This is a genomic window from Streptomyces ochraceiscleroticus (assembly GCF_000720485.1).
Taxonomy (GTDB): Bacteria; Actinomycetota; Actinomycetes; order Streptomycetales; family Streptomycetaceae; genus Streptomyces; species Streptomyces ochraceiscleroticus.
Genome location: NZ_JOAX01000001.1, coordinates 269,962 through 287,157 on the forward strand (window position 1 = coordinate 269,962; position 17,196 = coordinate 287,157).

The 17,196-nt window shown below is 71.9% G+C and carries 15 protein-coding genes; 9 read left to right on the forward strand and 6 right to left on the reverse strand.

Translation table 11 applies throughout. The annotated features are described in order from the left end of the window. Nucleotides 1–88 precede the first annotated feature (88 nt). The 3 genes from IG84_RS0101245 to IG84_RS0101255 all read left to right on the forward strand — a co-directional run bounded on the left by IG84_RS0101245 (nt 89) and on the right by IG84_RS0101255 (nt 4,066). A complete protein-coding gene (locus IG84_RS0101245) occupies nt 89–1,687 on the forward strand; it encodes a molybdopterin molybdotransferase MoeA (RefSeq protein ID WP_342668389.1) in 1,599 nt (532 codons plus the stop codon). Further along, nucleotides 1,684–2,868, forward strand: a complete 1,185-nt coding sequence (locus tag IG84_RS0101250; protein WP_051861227.1) for a potassium channel family protein — start codon at nt 1,684–1,686, stop codon at nt 2,866–2,868. Before IG84_RS0101245 ends, IG84_RS0101250 begins: the two co-directional genes overlap by 4 nt. A 217-nt stretch (nt 2,869–3,085) precedes the next feature. Beyond that, on the forward strand, nt 3,086–4,066 hold the full coding sequence (locus IG84_RS0101255) for an NAD(P)H-quinone oxidoreductase (RefSeq protein ID WP_031050140.1): 981 nt from the start codon (nt 3,086–3,088) through the stop codon (nt 4,064–4,066). A 19-nt stretch (nt 4,067–4,085) separates the two neighbouring features. Here the strand turns inward: IG84_RS0101255 and IG84_RS37605 are convergent, their stop codons facing one another. Continuing rightward, complete coding sequence (locus IG84_RS37605; protein ID WP_037798941.1) at nt 4,086–4,928, reverse strand: hypothetical protein; 843 nt, start codon at nt 4,926–4,928, stop codon at nt 4,086–4,088. Nucleotides 4,929–5,130: 202 nt separating this feature from the next. On the opposite strand from IG84_RS37605, the gene IG84_RS0101265 reads away from it, so the two are divergent. Continuing rightward, nucleotides 5,131–5,691 carry a bacterial proteasome activator family protein gene (locus IG84_RS0101265; protein ID WP_031050143.1) on the forward strand — a complete coding sequence of 187 codons (561 nt, stop codon included), beginning with the start codon at nt 5,131–5,133 and terminating at the stop codon, nt 5,689–5,691. A 108-nt stretch (nt 5,692–5,799) separates the two neighbouring features. Here IG84_RS0101265 and IG84_RS0101270 read toward each other — a convergent pair whose 3' ends face one another. Continuing rightward, nucleotides 5,800–7,443 carry a protein kinase domain-containing protein gene (locus IG84_RS0101270; protein WP_031050147.1) on the reverse strand — a complete coding sequence of 548 codons (1,644 nt, stop codon included), beginning with the start codon at nt 7,441–7,443 and terminating at the stop codon, nt 5,800–5,802. 466 nt (nt 7,444–7,909) lie between these two features. Here IG84_RS0101270 and IG84_RS0101275 point away from each other — a divergent pair, with 466 nt between their 5' ends. Next, entirely contained in the window at nt 7,910–9,454 is a 1,545-nt protein-coding gene (locus tag IG84_RS0101275; RefSeq protein WP_051861229.1) for a protein kinase domain-containing protein, read from the forward strand. Nucleotides 9,455–9,562: 108 nt separating this feature from the next. Here the strand turns inward: IG84_RS0101275 and IG84_RS0101280 are convergent, their stop codons facing one another. From IG84_RS0101280 to IG84_RS0101290, 3 genes are all read right to left on the reverse strand, one after another. Next, the gene (locus tag IG84_RS0101280) at nt 9,563–10,588 is read right to left on the reverse strand and encodes a phosphotransferase (RefSeq protein ID WP_031050151.1); all 1,026 of its coding nucleotides are present in this window, start codon (nt 10,586–10,588) and stop codon (nt 9,563–9,565) included. A 57-nt stretch (nt 10,589–10,645) separates the two neighbouring features. After that, nucleotides 10,646–11,059, reverse strand: a complete 414-nt coding sequence (locus IG84_RS0101285) for a pyridoxamine 5'-phosphate oxidase family protein (protein ID WP_031050153.1) — start codon at nt 11,057–11,059, stop codon at nt 10,646–10,648. A 137-nt stretch (nt 11,060–11,196) separates the two neighbouring features. Beyond that, complete coding sequence (locus IG84_RS0101290; protein WP_031050156.1) at nt 11,197–11,856, reverse strand: response regulator; 660 nt, start codon at nt 11,854–11,856, stop codon at nt 11,197–11,199. Nucleotides 11,857–12,183: 327 nt separating this feature from the next. Here IG84_RS0101290 and pdhA point away from each other — a divergent pair, with 327 nt between their 5' ends. From pdhA to IG84_RS0101310, 4 genes are all read left to right on the forward strand, one after another. Then, nucleotides 12,184–13,359 (forward strand): pyruvate dehydrogenase (acetyl-transferring) E1 component subunit alpha, encoded by a 1,176-nt coding sequence (gene pdhA, locus IG84_RS0101295; RefSeq protein WP_031050158.1) that lies wholly within the window; start codon nt 12,184–12,186, stop codon nt 13,357–13,359. 1 nt (nt 13,360) lies between these two features. Continuing rightward, nucleotides 13,361–14,344, forward strand: a complete 984-nt coding sequence (locus tag IG84_RS0101300; protein ID WP_031050160.1) for an alpha-ketoacid dehydrogenase subunit beta — start codon at nt 13,361–13,363, stop codon at nt 14,342–14,344. A gap of 23 nt (nt 14,345–14,367) precedes the next feature. Beyond that, complete coding sequence (locus IG84_RS0101305; RefSeq protein WP_031050164.1) at nt 14,368–15,822, forward strand: dihydrolipoamide acetyltransferase family protein; 1,455 nt, start codon at nt 14,368–14,370, stop codon at nt 15,820–15,822. A 72-nt stretch (nt 15,823–15,894) separates the two neighbouring features. After that, the gene (locus tag IG84_RS0101310; RefSeq protein WP_037798944.1) at nt 15,895–16,335 is read left to right on the forward strand and encodes an NUDIX hydrolase; all 441 of its coding nucleotides are present in this window, start codon (nt 15,895–15,897) and stop codon (nt 16,333–16,335) included. 4 nt (nt 16,336–16,339) lie between these two features. Here IG84_RS0101310 and IG84_RS0101315 read toward each other — a convergent pair whose 3' ends face one another. Continuing rightward, a complete protein-coding gene (locus tag IG84_RS0101315) occupies nt 16,340–17,116 on the reverse strand; it encodes a class I SAM-dependent methyltransferase (protein WP_031050168.1) in 777 nt (258 codons plus the stop codon). Between the last annotated feature and the right edge of the window lie 80 nt (nt 17,117–17,196).

Sequence of the window (17,196 nt, forward strand, 5' to 3'; positions counted from 1 at the left end):
GGTACCGGATGCCGCGCCTCGTACAGCGGACGCCGCACCCCAAGGCGCGGAGCACCGTGCCCGCGAGCGCTCGTCCGAACGTACGTGGATGGACCCCTGGCACGCACCCTGGGGCAACGGCCGCCACGAAACCAGGGCGGAGGCGGCGGCCGAGGCCCGTACCCCGGAGCCGGAGCGGCAGCCGGAGCAGGAGCCGCAGCCGGGCCCAGAAGGGCCCGGCTCCCCGGACCTTCCGGCTGCCGCCGAACCGCAGCCGAGCGCGCAGGCCCACTCCCCGAGCTCCCCCGCACCCGCAGCCGCCTCCCGCACCGCACCGACCCACCGCCACAGCGCCCACTCCCCCTGGCACGTCGCGCGGGAGGCCGCCGCCGGCGCCGTGGACGGGCCGCTGGAGGCAGCCGCCGTAGCGCTCGGCCCCGAAGCGCTGGGCCGCGTGCTCGCCGGGGCGCTCACGGCGCTCACGGACCTGCCCTCCTTCGACACCTCGGCGATGGACGGCTGGGCCGTCTCCGGGCCAGGGCCCTGGCGCGTGACCGCCCCCAGCTCTCTCGCCCCCGCCGCGACCGCCGGCATCCTCGCCGGTCAGGCCCCCGCCCGGCCGCTGCCCGACGGGCACGCGATCCGGATCGCCACCGGGGCGCGCATACCGCCCGGCGCCTCGGCCGTGCTCCGCTCCGAGCACGGCGAGACCGTGCAAGCGGCCGACGGCGGCGTGCTGTTGTCCGCACCCGGTGGCGCGCCGCCGGGGCAGGACATCCGGCCGCGCGGCCAGGAGTGCCGCAACGGCGACCAACTGCTGCCGCCCGGCACGCCGGTGACGCCGGCCGTGCTCGGCCTCGCCGCGGCCGCGGGCTACGACGAGCTGTGGACGTACCGCCGCCCGGTGGTGGAAATCCTGGTCCTGGGCGACGAGTTGCTGCACAGCGGACTGCCGCACGAGGGACGCATCCGGGACGCGCTCGGCCCGATGCTCGCGCCCTGGCTGCACGCCCTGGGCGCGGAGACCATCGGCCCGCGCCATCTCGCGGACGACGAGGGCGTGTTGTACGAGGCCATCGCTTCCTCGACGGCGGATGTGGTCATCACGACCGGCGGCACGGCCGCGGGACCGGTCGACCATGTGCACCCGGCTCTGCACCGCCTCGGGGCCGAACTGCTGGTGGACGGCGTACAGGTACGCCCCGGCCACCCGATGCTGCTCGCCCGGCTCGACCCGGCGGACGGCAGCACCCCGCGCGGCCGGTCCGCCAAGCGCGCCGCGCGCTCCGCCCGTTCCCCGCGTACCCCCCGTCATTTGGTCGGCCTCCCCGGCAATCCGCTCGCCGCCGTCTCGGGGCTACTGACGCTCGCCGAACCGCTGCTCGGTACGCTCTCGGGCCGTATGCGCCCCGAGCCCCGCCGGGTACGCCTCGCCGACGGCGTGCACGGGCACCCGCACGACACCCGGCTGGTCCCCGTGGCCTGCCGCACGGACGAGAAGGGAGGCGTCGTGGCGAGCCCGCTGCACTTCAACGGCCCGGCCATGCTGCGCGGCATCGCGGCCGCCGACGCGCTGGCCGTGATCCCGCCCGGCGGCGCCGCCGAGGGTGAGCCGGCCGCGCTCCTCGGCCTCCCCTGGTCCCCCGCCGCCACGAACCCGTACCTCGCCACGACCCCGGACACCGGTGCCACCGGAGGCCGCGCGTGAAGCTCCCCATGCAGGACGCCGCGGCACACGAGCGGCTCCCCGAAGACGTCTCGCACCGGGTCCAGTTGCCCCGCCGGGCGCCGGCCGCACCGCTGCGCCAGGTGGTGCGCCGGCTCGTCATGGCGCTGATAGTGCTGGTGTTGACGGTCCTCATCGTCTGGGTGGACCGCGACGAGTACCACGACAACGCCAACGGCTCGGTCGACTTCCTCGACTGCGTCTACTACGCGACCGTCACGCTCTCCACGACCGGGTACGGCGACATCGTCCCGTACGGAGACAGTGCACGGCTGCTGAACATCCTGCTCATCACGCCACTCCGCGTCCTGTTCCTGATCATCCTGGTCGGCACCACCCTCGAGGTCCTCACCGAGCGGACCCGTGAACAGTGGCGGCTGAACCGCTGGAGGACCGCCTTGCGCGACCACACCGTCATCGTCGGCTTCGGTACGAAGGGCCGGTCGGCCGTGCAGACGCTGCGGGCTACGGGCGCGAGCCGGGACCGCATCGTCATTGTGGACCCGAGCCCCAAGGTGATCGACTCGGCCGTCGCCGAGGGCTTCGCCGGCGTACTGGGCGACGCCACACGCAGCGACGTGCTGCTGCGCGCCGAGGTCCAGCGCGCCCGCCAGATCATCATCGCCACACAGCGCGACGACACCGCGGTCCTGGTGTCGCTCACCGCCCGCCAGCTCAACAAGAAGGCGACGATCGTGGCGGCGGTGCGGGAGGAGGAGAACGCGCCGCTGCTGCGGCAGTCCGGCGCCGACTCCGTGATCACCTCGGCGAGCGCGGCCGGCCGGCTGCTGGGCCTGTCGGTGAACAGCCCGAGCGCGAGCACGGTCATGGAGGACCTGATCCAGCAGGGCAGCGGGCTGGACCTGATCGAGCGCCCGGTGGTGAAGGCGGAGGTCGGCAAGTCGGTACGGGACACCGGTGACCTGGTCGTTTCCGTCCTGCGCGGCCACCGGCTGCTGGCGTACGACGACCCGGCGGCGAGCCCGCTGCAGCACGCCGACCGGCTGATCACGATCGTCCGCGCGGTGCCGAAGGACGAGGTGCCGGAGCTGGGCCGCCCGGCCGCACAGGGACTGCCGGGCTCCGGCGTCCAGCCGATGCGCCGGGCGGACGAGAAGGACCGGGTGATCCGCCGCGCGGACGAACAGGACTTTGGGGACTAGCCCCGCGGCGAACGGGGCTTCGGGGACCAGGGGCTTCTGACGGGCCGCCCTTCTTGGCCCGTACGTTCGGTACGTACACGCGGGACTGTTTCACGTGAAACGCGAGGGCCGGGGCTGTCCCGGGCTCGCGGACGAGCAGGGCCCCGGGGCCAGCACCTGCGGGGACCGCGCGGGTGGTGCTCGTCCGTCCGGTACGGAGGCGAGTAGCCTCGCGGCCATGCGTGCGATCACCATTCCCGAACCCGGCGGACCCGAGGCCCTGGTGTGGGCCGAGGTGCCCGCGCCGCAACTGTCCGAAGGCGAGGTGCTGGTGCGGGTCGCGGCCAGCGCCGCCAACCGCGCCGATGTGATGCAGCGCCAGGGCTTCTACGACCCGCCGCCCGGTGCCTCCCCCTACCCCGGCCTGGAGTGCGCCGGCACGATCACCGAGGTCGGCCCGGGCGTGAGTGGCTGGTCGGTCGGCGACGAGGTCTGCGCGCTGCTGGCGGGCGGCGGTTACGCCGAGCAGGTGGCGGTGCCGGCCGGCCAGCTGCTGCCGCTGCCGAAGGGCATCGACGTCACGCAGGCTGCCGCGCTGCCCGAGGTGACCTGCACCGTCTGGTCGAACGTCTTCATGGTGGCGCACCTGCGGCCCGGCGAGACCCTGCTCGTGCACGGCGGGTCCAGCGGCATCGGCACCATGGCGATCCAGCTCGCCAAGGCCGTCGGCGCGAAGGTGGCCGTGACCGCGGGCAGCGCCGAGAAGCTGGAGAGCTGCCGCGAGCTGGGCGCCGACGTGCTCATCAACTACCGCGAGCAGGACTTCGTCGAGGAGATCCGCAAGGCCACCGACGGCCGGGGCGCGGACGTGATCCTCGACATCATCGGCGCGAAGTACCTGGACGCCAACGTCAAGGCGCTGGCCACCAACGGCCGTCTGGCCGTCATCGGTCTGCAGGGCGGCCGGAAGGGCGAGCTGAACCTGGGCGCGCTGCTGGCCAAGCGGGGCGCGGTCACCGCGACGTCGCTGCGCGGCCGGCCGATCGAGGAGAAGGCCGCGATCGTCGCCGCCGTACGGGAGCACGTCTGGCCGCTGGTCGAGAACGGCCAGGTGCGGCCGATCGTGGACCGCACGCTGCCGATGGCGGATGCCGCCGAGGCGCACCGCGTCCTGGAGGAGAGCAGCCACATCGGCAAGGTCGTCCTGACGGTCGGCTGAGCCGGGAGCCGGGCCGCCCTCACCGCCGCCGCAGCCGCAGCCCGATGAACGCCAGCCCCAGCCCCGTGAGCGCCAGCCCGGCGCCGAAGGGGAGGACGCGGGCGACCCGGGCGGCGTGTTCGGTGGGGGCGTAGGGCGGCCGGACGGCACCGGCGGTCTCGCGGTTCGTCGAGGAGGGCCCGGCGGCCGCGGGACGGTGCGGCGGCCGCAGCGTCTGCCATGCGTGTGTCCGGCCGTGCGGCGAGAGAGGCGCGTACGGACGGTCCGAGTGCGCGCCGGTGGCCGGCCGGTCGGTCGCGCCGGGGTCCTCGATCGGCGTACCGGCGCTGTCGGAGGTACCGGAGGCGTGCGGCGTCTCCTGCCCGCTCGTCCGGCCGGGACGGGACGGAGTGGCGGCGCCGGTACGGGACGGCGTCGCCGGCCGGCTGGTCGGCCCGCCGGAGCCGGATGCCGAGTGGCTGGGGGTGGGCCGCCCGGGTGATGCCGTGGCGGAGTCGCTCGCGCCGGCGGACGGGCTCGGGCCGGAGGCGGTCGGGGACGGCGAGGGGCTGTCGTCCGGTTCCGCCGGGGCCTCCGAGGCCCCTGCGGACATCGAGGTGCCGGGGCCCTGGGGGCGGTGACCGGTGGCGCCGGTGCCCGGCTGGTCCTGCACGGACGGCTGCGGCCGGCCGGACCCGCGTACGGGGAGCCGGCTGTCGGCGGGCAGCCCGTCGGTGGACTGCGGCCGCGGGGGGTCCGCCGCCCGGGTGTGCGCCCGTACGGGGGGATGCATGGCGGCGGCCGCGGGTACGGCGGTGGTGGGAAGCAGCGTGGTGGCCGTCAGCAGGCCGGCGACGATGAGCGAGCGGAGTCCTGGAACCACGCCGTGTCCTCCCGTGCCGAGCCGTCGAGTGACGTAATCAGAGTCACATGAGCCCATAAACGCGGCATCTCGGAAAAGGCGCTCATGTATCGCTAAAAGCCCTGAATTGCGGCGAAGTACTGCGACGGGGTGCATCGCGAGGGTGGATCACTAGTTCCTCGGGGCACAACTGTTCCTACTGCATGTACGAGAGAATGGCGGCATGGATATGCCGATGAACGAACGGTCGCAGGAGAGCCCGCACGTCCTGGTTGTCGGCCCGGACGGCATGGCTCTCGGCAGCGCAGGCTCCGGTGGTGGAGGCGGCGACGATGAGCCACGCGAGGTTCCGGTGACGGAGATGGTCGAACAGCCGGCGAAGGTCATGCGGATCGGCAGCATGATCAAGCAGTTGCTGGAAGAGGTGAAGGCCGCCCCGCTGGACGAGGCGAGCCGGGTCCGCCTGAAGGAGATCCACGCCGGCTCCGTCAAGGAGTTGGAGGACGGGCTGGCCCCCGAGCTGGTGGAGGAGCTGGAGCGGCTGTCCCTGCCGTTCACCGAGGACTCCGTGCCCACCGAAGCCGAACTGCGCATCGCGCAGGCACAGTTGGTCGGCTGGCTGGAGGGCCTGTTCCACGGCATCCAGACCGCCCTGTTTGCCCAGCAGATGGCCGCACGCGCCCAGTTGGAGCAGATGCGCCGCGCGCTCCCGCCCGGCGTGGCGTCCGAGGACGACGACGAACACCCCGGCCGCGGCGGCGCCCGCTCCGGCCCGTACCTCTGACGGCCACCGCCGCCGGACGGCGGACGGGACGTCGGAAACCTGCACCGAGGGGCCCTGCGCGCACGACGCGCGAAGGGCCCCTCGGTGCAGGTGCGTCCGGAGCCCGTCTCAGCCGGACTTGCCCGTGGCCACGACCAGTTGGATCTTCTGGTTGCCCTTGGGGTCGTAATCCTCGTTCTCACCGGGCGTCTGGCGGATCACCGCGTTCTTGCCCCACACGGGCTCGCTGTTCTCGTACGTGATGTCCCACTGCCAGCCGGCCTTCTGCATGCAGGTCTTCACCGAAGCGAGGTTCTTGCTGTAGAAGTTCGGCATCATGACCTTCGACTTGTCGTCGAAGCTCTTGACGGCCTCGGTGCAGTCCTTGGGGTCGATCGTCCGGTCCTTCTGCTCCGGCTGGACCTTGCCGGCGGGGTCCTCGGTGGCGGAGGCGGAGGGCTGGGGCGTGCCGTTGGCCTGCGGGCCCGGCTGGTCCGGGTCGCCGCCACTGAGGGCGATGACCAGGACGACCGCGACGACGGCGATCAGCGCGACCACGGCGGAGCCGATGATCACCGGCTTGTTGCCCTTGCTGCGGGAACCGCTGCTCTGCATCGAGGCGGTGTACGGCGACGGCGTGGGCGGCGGGGTCCGCATGCCGCCGTGGTACGGACCGGGCGCCGGGGTCTGGTAACCGTGGCTGGGGGGCGGCGGGGTGGACGGGGCGAAGCCGCCGTACGGGCCGTTCGCCGGCGGCGGCGTGTACGGGTTCTGCACGTTCGGTGCGCCCATGCCCAGGCTGCCGGTCGCCGACGGGAAGACCGCGGAGGCCACCGACGCGCCGCTGCTGCGCGGGCCCTGGCCGCCGATGATCACCGGCGAGGAGCCGGACTGCCCGGACTGGGCGATGCGCAGGCACTCGTCCTGCATCGCCTGGGCGGTGGGGAAGCGTTCGTTGGGGTTCTTCTTCAGCGCGCGGGCCACCAGCGCGTCCACCGCGGGCGGCACCGAGCGGTTGATGCTGGAGGGAACCGGCGGCTCCTCCTGCACGTGCGCGTACGCGATGGCCAGCGGCGAGTCCGCGTCGAAGGGAAGCTGCCCGGTCAGCAGCTCGAAGAGCATGATGCCGACGGAGTACAGGTCGGAGCGGGCGTCGACGCCGCGGCCCAGCGCCTGTTCGGGCGAGAGGTACTGCGGGGTGCCGACGACCATGCCGGTCTGGGTCATGGAGGTGACGCCGGACTGCATGGCGCGCGCGATGCCGAAGTCCATGACCTTCACGACGCCGCGCTTGGTCACCATGACGTTGCCCGGCTTGATGTCCCGGTGGACCAGGCCCATCTCGTGGCTGGTCTCCAGGGCCGCCAGCACATCGGCGGTGATCTTCAGAGCCTTCTCGGTGGGCATGGCGCCGTACTGCGCGACATCGGCGTCCAGGGCCGAGCGCAGCGGCTGCCCGGAGACGTACTCCATGACGATGTACGGCGTCGTGCCGCCGTCGAGCTCGTCCTCGCCGGAGTCGTACACCGAGACGATGTTGGTGTGCGAGAGCTTCGCGACGGCCTGTGCCTCGCGGCGGAAGCGCTCGCGGAACGCCTGCTCGCGGCCGAGCTCGGTGTGCAGCGTCTTGATCGCGACCTCGCGGTCCAGCACGCTGTCGTACGCGAGGTGGACGGCGGCCATGCCACCGGTGCCGAGAAGATCACGGAGCTGGTAGCGTCCCCGTCCCACCGAACGGCCCGCGCCGTGGGCCTGTGCGCCGTCCTGGCTCATGTTTTCCGTTTCCCCCTCGGCGCGCTGCCCGTCGTCCCGTACCCGGCACGATCCCGTACGCGGCACTGTCCGGGCTGTTCTGTTGCTGGCCGGGCCCGGTATGCGACCGGCCGGCCAGGTTCTGGAATTCCGCAGCCAAGTCTGCCTCAGGGCTCCGACCAGTCAAGCTGCGTGCCCGTTCCGTGACCAGATGGGCAGCATCCCTGCACCGCCGCGTCACCTGACGGGAGCCTGTCAGGTCCGCGGCGGCGGGTTGTCGCGAGCGTGTCAGAAACCTGTCACGACTCTGTCAGCGAGCGCCGGGCAAAACGGTCACTCGTAGTGAACTTGCGACATGTGGCCGGTGAACGGTTTGATGGCCGGTCCCCTTTCAAAACCGGTGCGCGCCGCGGAGCCTGTAGCGTGCTCTTGCGAAGACCGAGACGTAAAACCGCGGGTACGCGGATCGATTCGACGGCGAGGACCGATGGCACAGACGCAGAGCCCCCAGGGCCCGTCCGATCCTGAAGCCACCGGCTCCAATATCCCCGACGCACCGGAGATGTGGGGCAACGGTGGTCTGGTCGGTGACGGGCGTTACCGCCTGACGGGCCGTCTGGGCCGGGGCGGCATGGCGGAGGTGTTCGCCGCCGAGGATGTACGGCTGGGCCGTACGGTCGCGGTGAAGCTGCTGCGCTCCGACCTCGCCGAGGACCCGGTGTCCAAGGCCCGCTTCACCCGCGAGGCGCAGTCCGTGGCCGGGCTGAACCACCATGCCGTGGTGGCCGTCTACGACTCCGGCGAGGACCTGGTCGGCGGGAACACCATCCCGTACATCGTGATGGAGCTGGTCGAGGGTCACACCATCCGTGACCTGCTGCTCAACGCCGACGCGCCGCCGCCGGACCAGGCGCTGATCATCGTCTCCGGGGTACTGGAGGCGCTGGCCTACAGCCACCAGCACGGCATCGTGCACCGCGACATCAAGCCCGCGAACGTGATCATCACGAACAGCGGCGCGGTCAAGGTGATGGACTTCGGCATCGCGCGTGCCCTGCACGGCGCGTCGAACACCATGACCCAGACCGGCATGGTCATGGGCACGCCGCAGTACCTCTCGCCCGAGCAGGCGCTCGGCAAGACCGTCGACACCCGCTCCGACCTGTACGCGACGGGCTGTCTGCTGTACGAACTGCTCGCGCTGCGCCCGCCGTTCGTCGGCGAGACCCCGCTGTCGGTGGTCTACCAGCACGTGCAGGACATGCCGGTGCCGCCGTCCGAGGTCCTGGAAGCGGTGCCGCCGGAGCTGGACGGGCTGGTCATGCGCTCGCTGGCGAAGGACCCGGACGACCGGTTCCAGAGCGCGGAGGAGATGCGCGGCCTGGTCCAGTACGCGCTGCAGATGCTGCACGAGCAGGGCGGCCACACCGGTACGTGGAGCACCGGCCCCGTCGCCGTGCACGAGGGCGGCTCGACGCCCGCGATGGGTGTCGCGTCCACGACGGCGATGCCGCACCCGGCGCACGGCTCGACGACCGCGCAGCCGATCCTGCCGACCGGGCGGGACGACGACGGCGGGTACGAGGGCGGTCCGCGCGGCTCGAAGGGCGGCCGCGGCAAGATCTGGCTGATCGCGGCCCTCGCCCTGATCGCCATCGTGGCGGGCGTGGCCATCGCGCTGCAGAACACCGGCGGCGACGAGCAGCCGAAGAAGCCGAAGCCCACGCCGACGGCGACGAAGAGCAAGGACGAGAAGACCACCGAGCCGCCGACGGAGGAGCCGACGACGCAGGCGACGCTGCCCGCCGGCTCGGGCGGCAACACCGGTGACTACACCCAGACGCCGACGGAGACCGGGGAGCCGACGCCGACGGAGCCCACCGGCGAGCCGACGGAGCCGACCGGCGAGCCGACGGAGCCGACTGGGGAGCCGACGGAGCCGACGGGGGAGCCGACGGCGCCCACCGATGAGCCGACCGACGAGCAGTCCCCGATCATCCCGCCGCCGGACGGTGAGGGCGGCGATCAGTGAGCGCCGCACAGGGCCGCTGAGGACCGTACAGGGCTACTGAGGGCCGCCGGGGACACCGTTCCCGGCGGCCCTCAGCCCGTGAAAGAGAGCCTGCGTACCGCGCCGCCCTCAGCCCGTGAAGGCCCCGCGTACCGCCGCGTACTCGTCCGTCCACCACACCGCGAGCGCGGCCGAGGCGGGGAAGAGGCTGTCGGCGCGCCGGTCGCCCAGCCGGTACCGCCAGTCCAGCATCCAGAAGTCGTTCAGGCGTTCCCACCAGACGCGGTGCACGGCGGCCGCCAGCTCCTCCGCGCCGACGCCCGAGGCACCCCGGTAGGCGCGCGCGTACGCCGCCACCTTCGCCAGGTCCAGGCTGCCCGAGGGCCGTACGAAGAAGATCGCGGCGGCCCGTACGGCCTCCTCGGCGCGCGGCTTGACCGCCAGCCGGTCCCAGTCGACGATCGCGGCCGGCTCGGCGCCCCGGTAGAGCAGGTTCAGCGGGTGGAAGTCGCCGTGCACCCAGCCCGCGGGCGCCGCGCGGGCCGGCCGGTGGTGGGCGTGCGCGGCCAGCAGGGCGCGCCGCTCCAGGAGCCGGTGCTCGGCCAGCGCGTCGAAGCTGTCGTGCGGGCGGGCGTCCCGCGCCAGCGCCAGCAGCTCGTCGATGCCCGTGAAGGTCGCGGCGGGGTCGGCGCTCTCCTGGCCGGGCTGCGGCGGCTCGTCGGGCATCACCTGGGCGAGGGACACGTGGACGCGGCCCAGCAGCGCGCCGAGGCGGCGGCACTGGGCGGGGGTGAGGGCCGCGCCGTCCAGGTGCCGGCCCTCGACCCAGGGGTGCAGCGCGTAACAGCGGCCGTCGATGACGGCGACGGTGCGGCCGTCGGCGGCGCGTACGGGCGGCGCGACGGGGAGGCCCATGGCGCCCAGCAGGCGGGTGGCGCGGTGCTGCCGTACGAGGGCGGCGCGGTCGGCGTCGAGGTGGTGCTTGAGGAAGAAGCGGCCGCGCGTGGTGGCCAGCCGGTAGCCGTGGTTGAGCAGGCCCTCGGCGACGGGCTCGCACGTCAGCGGCTCCCCGGCGCCTTCGTAGCGGCGCAGCAGGGAGCCGAGGATGTGTCCGTCGGGCGCCGTTGCCGTCCGGACCGCAGATGAGCGCAGCACCCGTCAGATGTTAGATCACATGGCCCGGGCCGCTCCGCCGCACAGGTCGCCTATCAGTCAGCCTGAAGAGGCGTACCGGAACACCGGTACATCGGTCAGCGTGTGGACCTTGGCGAAGACCGGCTCGATGTGCAGGAACACCGGGTCGAAGGGCTCGCCGTCGGCCAGGGCCGGGGTGCGCCCGAAGGCGTCGCGGTCGGCCGGCTCCGGGTGCAGGACGCGGGCCGTGCCGGTGAACTGGACGGTCCAGGTCTCTGACTCGCCGCCGGCGAGGTTGTCCGCCTGGTACGAGACCACGCTGCCGTCCAGGGCGCGGTGGTAGCCGTAGCCGCGGTGCAGGCGCAGCAGGAGCCGGCCCCCGGTCACGACGTGCCGGGCGATCGTGGTGAAGGGCAGCGCCCGCTGGCTGGCCGAGACCCGGCCGTAGGGCGTACGGCTGAGCAGTTCCAGTGCGCGGAATTCGTCAGGCATGGGAACCAGCCTGCCCGGCGGCGCGAGCGCGGCTGTAGGGGCGGCGGCCCCTGGTTCACCGGGGACGTTGGTCCCGAAATTCGTTACGCCGCAGGTCAGCCCCTATAAGTCACCGGGCGGCCCGGAAATGAACGAGCTCAGCGGCCTTCCGCCTGCATTCTCGCGACGTATGCGGCGGCCTGGGAACGGCGTTCCATACCGAGTTTGGCCAGCAGGCTGGAGACGTAATTCTTGATGGTTTTCTCGGCCAGATGCAGCCGTTCCCCGATGGCGCGGTTGGTCAGTCCCTCGCCGATCAGGTCGAGGATGCGTCGTTCCTGCTCAGTGAGGTTCGCCAGCCGGTCGTCGCCCTTGTGGCCGCCGCCGTCGCGCAGCCGTTCGAGGACCCGCGCGGTGGCCACGGGGTCCAGCAGGGACTTGCCGGCCGCGACGTCCCGGACGGCCGAGAGCAGTTCGTTCCCGCGGATGGCCTTGAGTACGTAACCGGACGCACCAGCCATGATCGCGTCAAAAAGCGCCTCGTCATCGGCGAAAGACGTGAGCATCAGGCACTTGATGTCCTCGTTCTGCGAGCGGATCTCGCGGCAGACCTCGACACCGCTACCGTCCGGCAGCCGGACGTCGAGCACGGCGACGTCGGGGTGCGTCGCAGGGATCCTGACCAGGGCATCTGCGGCGGTACCGGCCTCGCCGACCACCTCGATGTCGCTCTCGACCGTGAGCATGTCGTGGACGCCGCGCCGGACGACCTCGTGGTCGTCGAGCAGGAATACCGTGATTTTTCCGTCTTCGCGCACGGTTTCAGTCTCACACACCGACCCTTCCCGTGCTCCGGCCCGCCGATATAACGTGCCGTTGTCCCGGCGGCCTGCGACGCTGTGACCAGGAGTTGTTCCCACCCTCCGCGATTTACTTGGAAATCCAAGCAAAATCGCAGGTCAGGGCCGTTTTCGCTTAGGCTCGGGAAATGGGTAACGTGCATGGGCAGGCCACGTCCGGGGCAGTTTTGTTCCACCCGGGCCTGACCGCGTTCGCACACACCCCGTGCGCCGTATCGGATACCGGGTGAGCCGCAATACGGCCACCGGCGGACCCCGGGGGCCGGACAGACGGAGGAGCAGCACGTGACCGTGGACAGCAGTGCCGCACGAAAAGCCACACGCGGAAGCGGCAAGCGCACGACCGCGAAGAAAGCCCCGGCCAAGCCGAGGGCGAAGGTTTCAGCGGAGCAGGACCCGGATCAGTTCGTCCAGCTGCTCACCCCGGAAGGGGAGCGGGTCGAGCACCCGGAGTACGCGATCGACCTGTCCGCCGACGAGCTGCGCGGCCTGTACCGCGACATGGTGCTCACGCGGAAGTTCGACGCCGAGGCGACCACCCTCCAGCGCCAGGGCGAGCTGGGCCTGTGGCCCTCGCTGCTGGGCCAGGAGGCCGCGCAGATCGGTTCCGGGCGCGCGCTGCGCGATGACGACTACGTCTTCCCCACCTACCGCGAGCACGGCGTCGCCTGGTGCCGCGGGGTGGACCCGACGAACCTGCTGGGCATGTTCCGCGGCGTGAACCACGGCGGCTGGGACCCCAACAGCAACAACTTCCACCTGTACACGATCGTGATCGGCTCGCAGACGCTGCACGCGACGGGCTATGCGATGGGCGTGCAGAAGGATGGTGCCGACTCCGCCGTCATCGCCTATTTCGGTGACGGCGCGTCCAGCCAGGGTGACGTCGCCGAGTCTTTCACCTTCGCCGCCGTCTACAACGCCCCCGTGGTGTTCTTCTGCCAGAACAACCAGTGGGCGATCTCCGAGCCGACCGAGAAGCAGACCCGGGTGCCGCTCTTCCAGCGCGCCCGCGGTTACGGCTTCCCCGGTGTACGGGTCGACGGCAACGACGTGCTCGCCGTGCTCGCCGTCACCAAGGCGGCCCTGGACCGCGCCCGCACCGGCCAGGGGCCGATGCTCGTCGAGGCGTACACCTACCGCATGGGCGCCCACACCACCTCCGACGACCCGACGCGCTACCGCGGCAACGACGAGCTGCTGGCCTGGGAGGCCAAGGACCCGATCCTGCGGCTGCGCCGGTACCTCGAGGCCGAGGGGATGGCCGACGAGGCGTTCTTCGCGTCCGTCGAGAAGGAGGACGAGGCGCTCGGCAAGCGGGTGCGGGACGCCGTGCGCACCATGCCGAACCCCGATGACATGGCGATGTTCGAGCACGTCTACGCCGACGGGCACGCGCTCGTCGACGAGGAGCGCGCCCAGTTCGCCGCGTACCAGGCCGCGTTCGCGGAGGAGAACTGACATGGCCGTCTTCGAGAAGATCACCATCGCCAAGGCGATCAACGAATCGCTGCGCACGGCCATGGAGGCCGACCCCAAGGTCCTCGTCATGGGCGAGGACGTGGGCAAGCTCGGCGGCGTCTTCCGCGTCACCGACGGCCTGCAGAAGGACTTCGGCGAGGACCGGGTGATCGACACCCCGCTCGCCGAGTCCGGCATCGTCGGCACCGCGATCGGCATGGCCCTGCGCGGCTACCGCCCGGTCGTGGAGATCCAGTTCGACGGCTTCGTCTTCCCGGCGTACGACCAGATCGTCACCCAGCTCGCCAAGATGCACGCCCGCGCGCTCGGCAAGATCAAGCTGCCGGTCGTCATCCGCATCCCTTACGGCGGCGCGATCGGCGCGGTCGAGCACCACTCCGAGTCGCCCGAGGTGCTCTTCGCGCACGTCGCCGGCCTGAAGGTGATCACCCCGTCGAACTCCTCGGACGCCTACTGGATGCTCCAGCAGGCCATCGCCGGCGACGACCCGGTCATCTACTTCGAGCCCAAGCGCCGCTACCACGACAAGTCCGCGCTGGACACCGAGGCCCTTCCGCACCCGCTGCACAAGGCCCGTGTCGCCCGCGAGGGCAGCGACCTGACGCTCGCCGCGTACGGCCCGATGGTCAAGGTCTGCCAGGACGTCGCCCAGGTCGCCGCCGAGGAGGGCAAGTCGGTCGAGATCGTCGATCTGCGTTCCCTCTCCCCGATCGACTTCGACACGCTCCAGTCCTCGGTCGAGAAGACCCGCCGCCTGGTCGTCGTGCACGAGGCGCCGGTCTTCCTCGGCTCCGGCGCGGAGATCGCCGCGCGCATCACCGAGCGGTGCTTCTACCACCTGGAGGCACCGGTGCTGCGGGTGGGCGGCTACCACGCCCCCTACCCGCCGTCCCGGCTGGAGGACGAGTACCTTCCGAACCTGGACCGGGTGCTCGACGCGGTCGACCGGTCGCTGGCGTACTGAGGGGCTTGAGGAGAGTCGTGACCATGACTGCAACCGATCAGCGCTTCCGCGAGTTCAAGATGCCCGACGTGGGCGAGGGGCTTACCGAGGCGGAGATCCTCAAGTGGTACGTCGCCGAGGGCGACACCGTCGCCGACGGCCAGGTCGTCTGTGAGGTCGAGACCGCCAAGGCGGCCGTCGAGCTCCCCATCCCGTACGACGGGGTGGTGCACCAGCTTCGGTTCGGCGAGGGCACCACGGTCGACGTCGGCACGGTCATCATCACCGTGGACACCGACCCGGGCGCGGGTCCCGCCGAGGCCCCGGCAGCCGCTCCGGAAGCCGCCGAGCCGGCCGCCGAGGACGGCGAGGAGGGCCGCAAGGCCGTGCTCGTCGGCTACGGCGCCGCGCCGTCCTCGACGAAGCGGCGCGCGCGCAAGGCGCAGCCCGGCACCGCGAACGGCGCGCAGGCGGCCGTTCAGGCGGAGCTGAACGGGTACGCCGTGCCCGAGCCGGCCGCCGAGCCGGTTTCACGTGAAACACCCGCAGCCGGGCCCGTGGCTCCGGCGGCTCCGGCGGGCACCGGGCGTCCGCTGGCCAAGCCGCCCGTCCGCAAGCTCGCCAAGGACCTCGGCATCGACCTGGCCACGGTCGTGCCCAGCGGCCCCGACGGGATCATCACCCGCGAGGACGTGCACGCGGCGGCCGCGCCCGCGCCCGCGCCCGCGGCGGCACCGGAGTACGACGTGGAGCCGGCCCCGCACGAGCCCGCGCCGGCCCCCGAGGCCGTCGCCGCCGCGCGGGAGACCCGTATCCCGGTCAAGGGCGTGCGCAAGGCCACCGCCCAGGCAATGGTGAGCTCCGCCTTCACCGCGCCGCACGTCACGGAGTTCATCACCGTCGACGTGACCCGCACGATGAAGCTCGTACAGGAGCTGAAGCAGGACCCCGACATGGCGGGCGTCCGCGTCAACCCGCTGCTGCTCGTCGCCAAGGCGTTCCTGGTCGCCATCAAGCGCCACCCGGAGATCAACGCGTCCTGGGACGAGGAGAACCAGGAGATCGTCCGCAAGGACTACGTGAACCTGGGCATCGCGGCGGCGACTCCCCGGGGCCTGATCGTCCCGAACATCAAGGACGCCGGCGCGCAGACCCTGCCCCAGCTCGCCGCCTCCCTCGGCGAACTGGTCGCCACGGCCCGCGAGGGCAAGACCTCGCCGGCGGACATGGCGGGCGGCACGGTCACCATCACCAACGTCGGTGTCTTCGGCGTCGACACCGGTACGCCCATCCTGAACCCCGGTGAGTCCGCGATCCTCGCCTTCGGCGCGGTCAAGGAGCAGCCCTGGGTCCACAAGGGCAAGGTCAAGCCGCGCCAGGTGACGACCCTGGCACTCTCCTTCGACCACCGCCTGGTCGACGGCGAGCTGGGCTCCAAGGTCCTCGCGGACACCGCCGCGATCCTGGAACGCCCGAAGCGCCTGATCACCTGGTCGTAGTACGCGACCGGCAGGGCGGCGTCGGCGAAAAGGAATTGGTGTCGCCGCGCCGCCCTGCTTACCGTCACCGTCATGAGCGACGTACAGATCACTGCTGACACTGTCACCCCGGACGCCCTCCCGCCCCTGCGGTCCGTCGCCTGGCTGCACATCAGGGACGGCCGCCTGCTGAGCGTCCGCACCCGCGGCAACGACACCTTCTACCTGCCCGGCGGCAAGTACGAGCCCGGTGAGACGGCCGCGGAGGCGCTCTCCCGCGAGCTGGCCGAGGAGATCGGCGTGCGGGTCCCGGCGGACAAGCTGACCGAGGCGTTCACCGTCCACGACGAGGCGCACGGCCGCGCCGGCCGCCGCCTGCACATGACCTGCTTCACGGGCGGCCCGGCCACGGCGGACCCGGTCCCGGGCCGCGAGATCGCCGAGGTCGCCTGGCACAACGCGGACGACTTCGATGTGTGCGCCCCTGCTTTCCGCCAGGTCGTCCGACGCCTCACGGAGGCGGGGCGGCTGTAGGGCGTCAGCCGGCGGTCACGCGGAGCTTGGACTGGCCGTGCCCGCGGGACTCCCAGTCCGCCATGAAGCGGGCCTCCAGCCCGTGCCGCGCGGCGAGGCCGGCAAGGGTCTCGGTCCGGTAGTAGAAGTCCTCGCGCAGCACCTGGTGCTCGGCGCCCGTCGTGCGGTCGAAGGTGAAGTCGAAGAAGCCGCCGGGGGCCAGCACCCGTCCCACGTGGGCCAGGCATTCGTCGATGATCTCCAGCGGCGAGTGCGAGAAGACGCTGTGCGCGTGCACGACGTCGAAGTGCGCTTCGGGCAGGAAGTCCAGCGTGAGGTTCTTCGTGAGGGTCAGGTGCGGGAGCCGGTCCTGCAGCCCCCGGTCGGCCAGCGTCTGCTTCGCGGCGATCAGGATGTCGGGCGAGATGTCGATGCCGTAGTAGTGGCCCGGTTCGAGGTACTCGATGAAGCGCCACCCGGCGCGGAGGTTGCCGCAGCCTATGTCGAGCATCCGTGACTGCGGCGTGAGGCCGTGTTCCCGCAGGTAGTCGAATTGCAGCCGGCCGAGCGCGAGCCAGCGGTCGTGCGCCCGACTGCCGACGGCCGCCTCGGGGCTGCGCCGGGTGTCGGAGGCCATCACCGCCCGGTAGTAGCTCACGTGATCGGGATGGTGCAGGGCGAGCCAGCGGTCGCGGGCGGCTCGCCGGACGTACGGAGGTATTCGCCCGGGGTGGCCGAGGGCGTAGCGGACCTTGTGGGCGAGTGCCGTGCGGTCGACGGCGAGGTTCTTCTTGACGGACACGCGGACGCACCCCATCTCGATCACCATCTCGATCACTGAGCGTCACGGAAACGACACGGTCTCGTGGCGCACTGCTCATG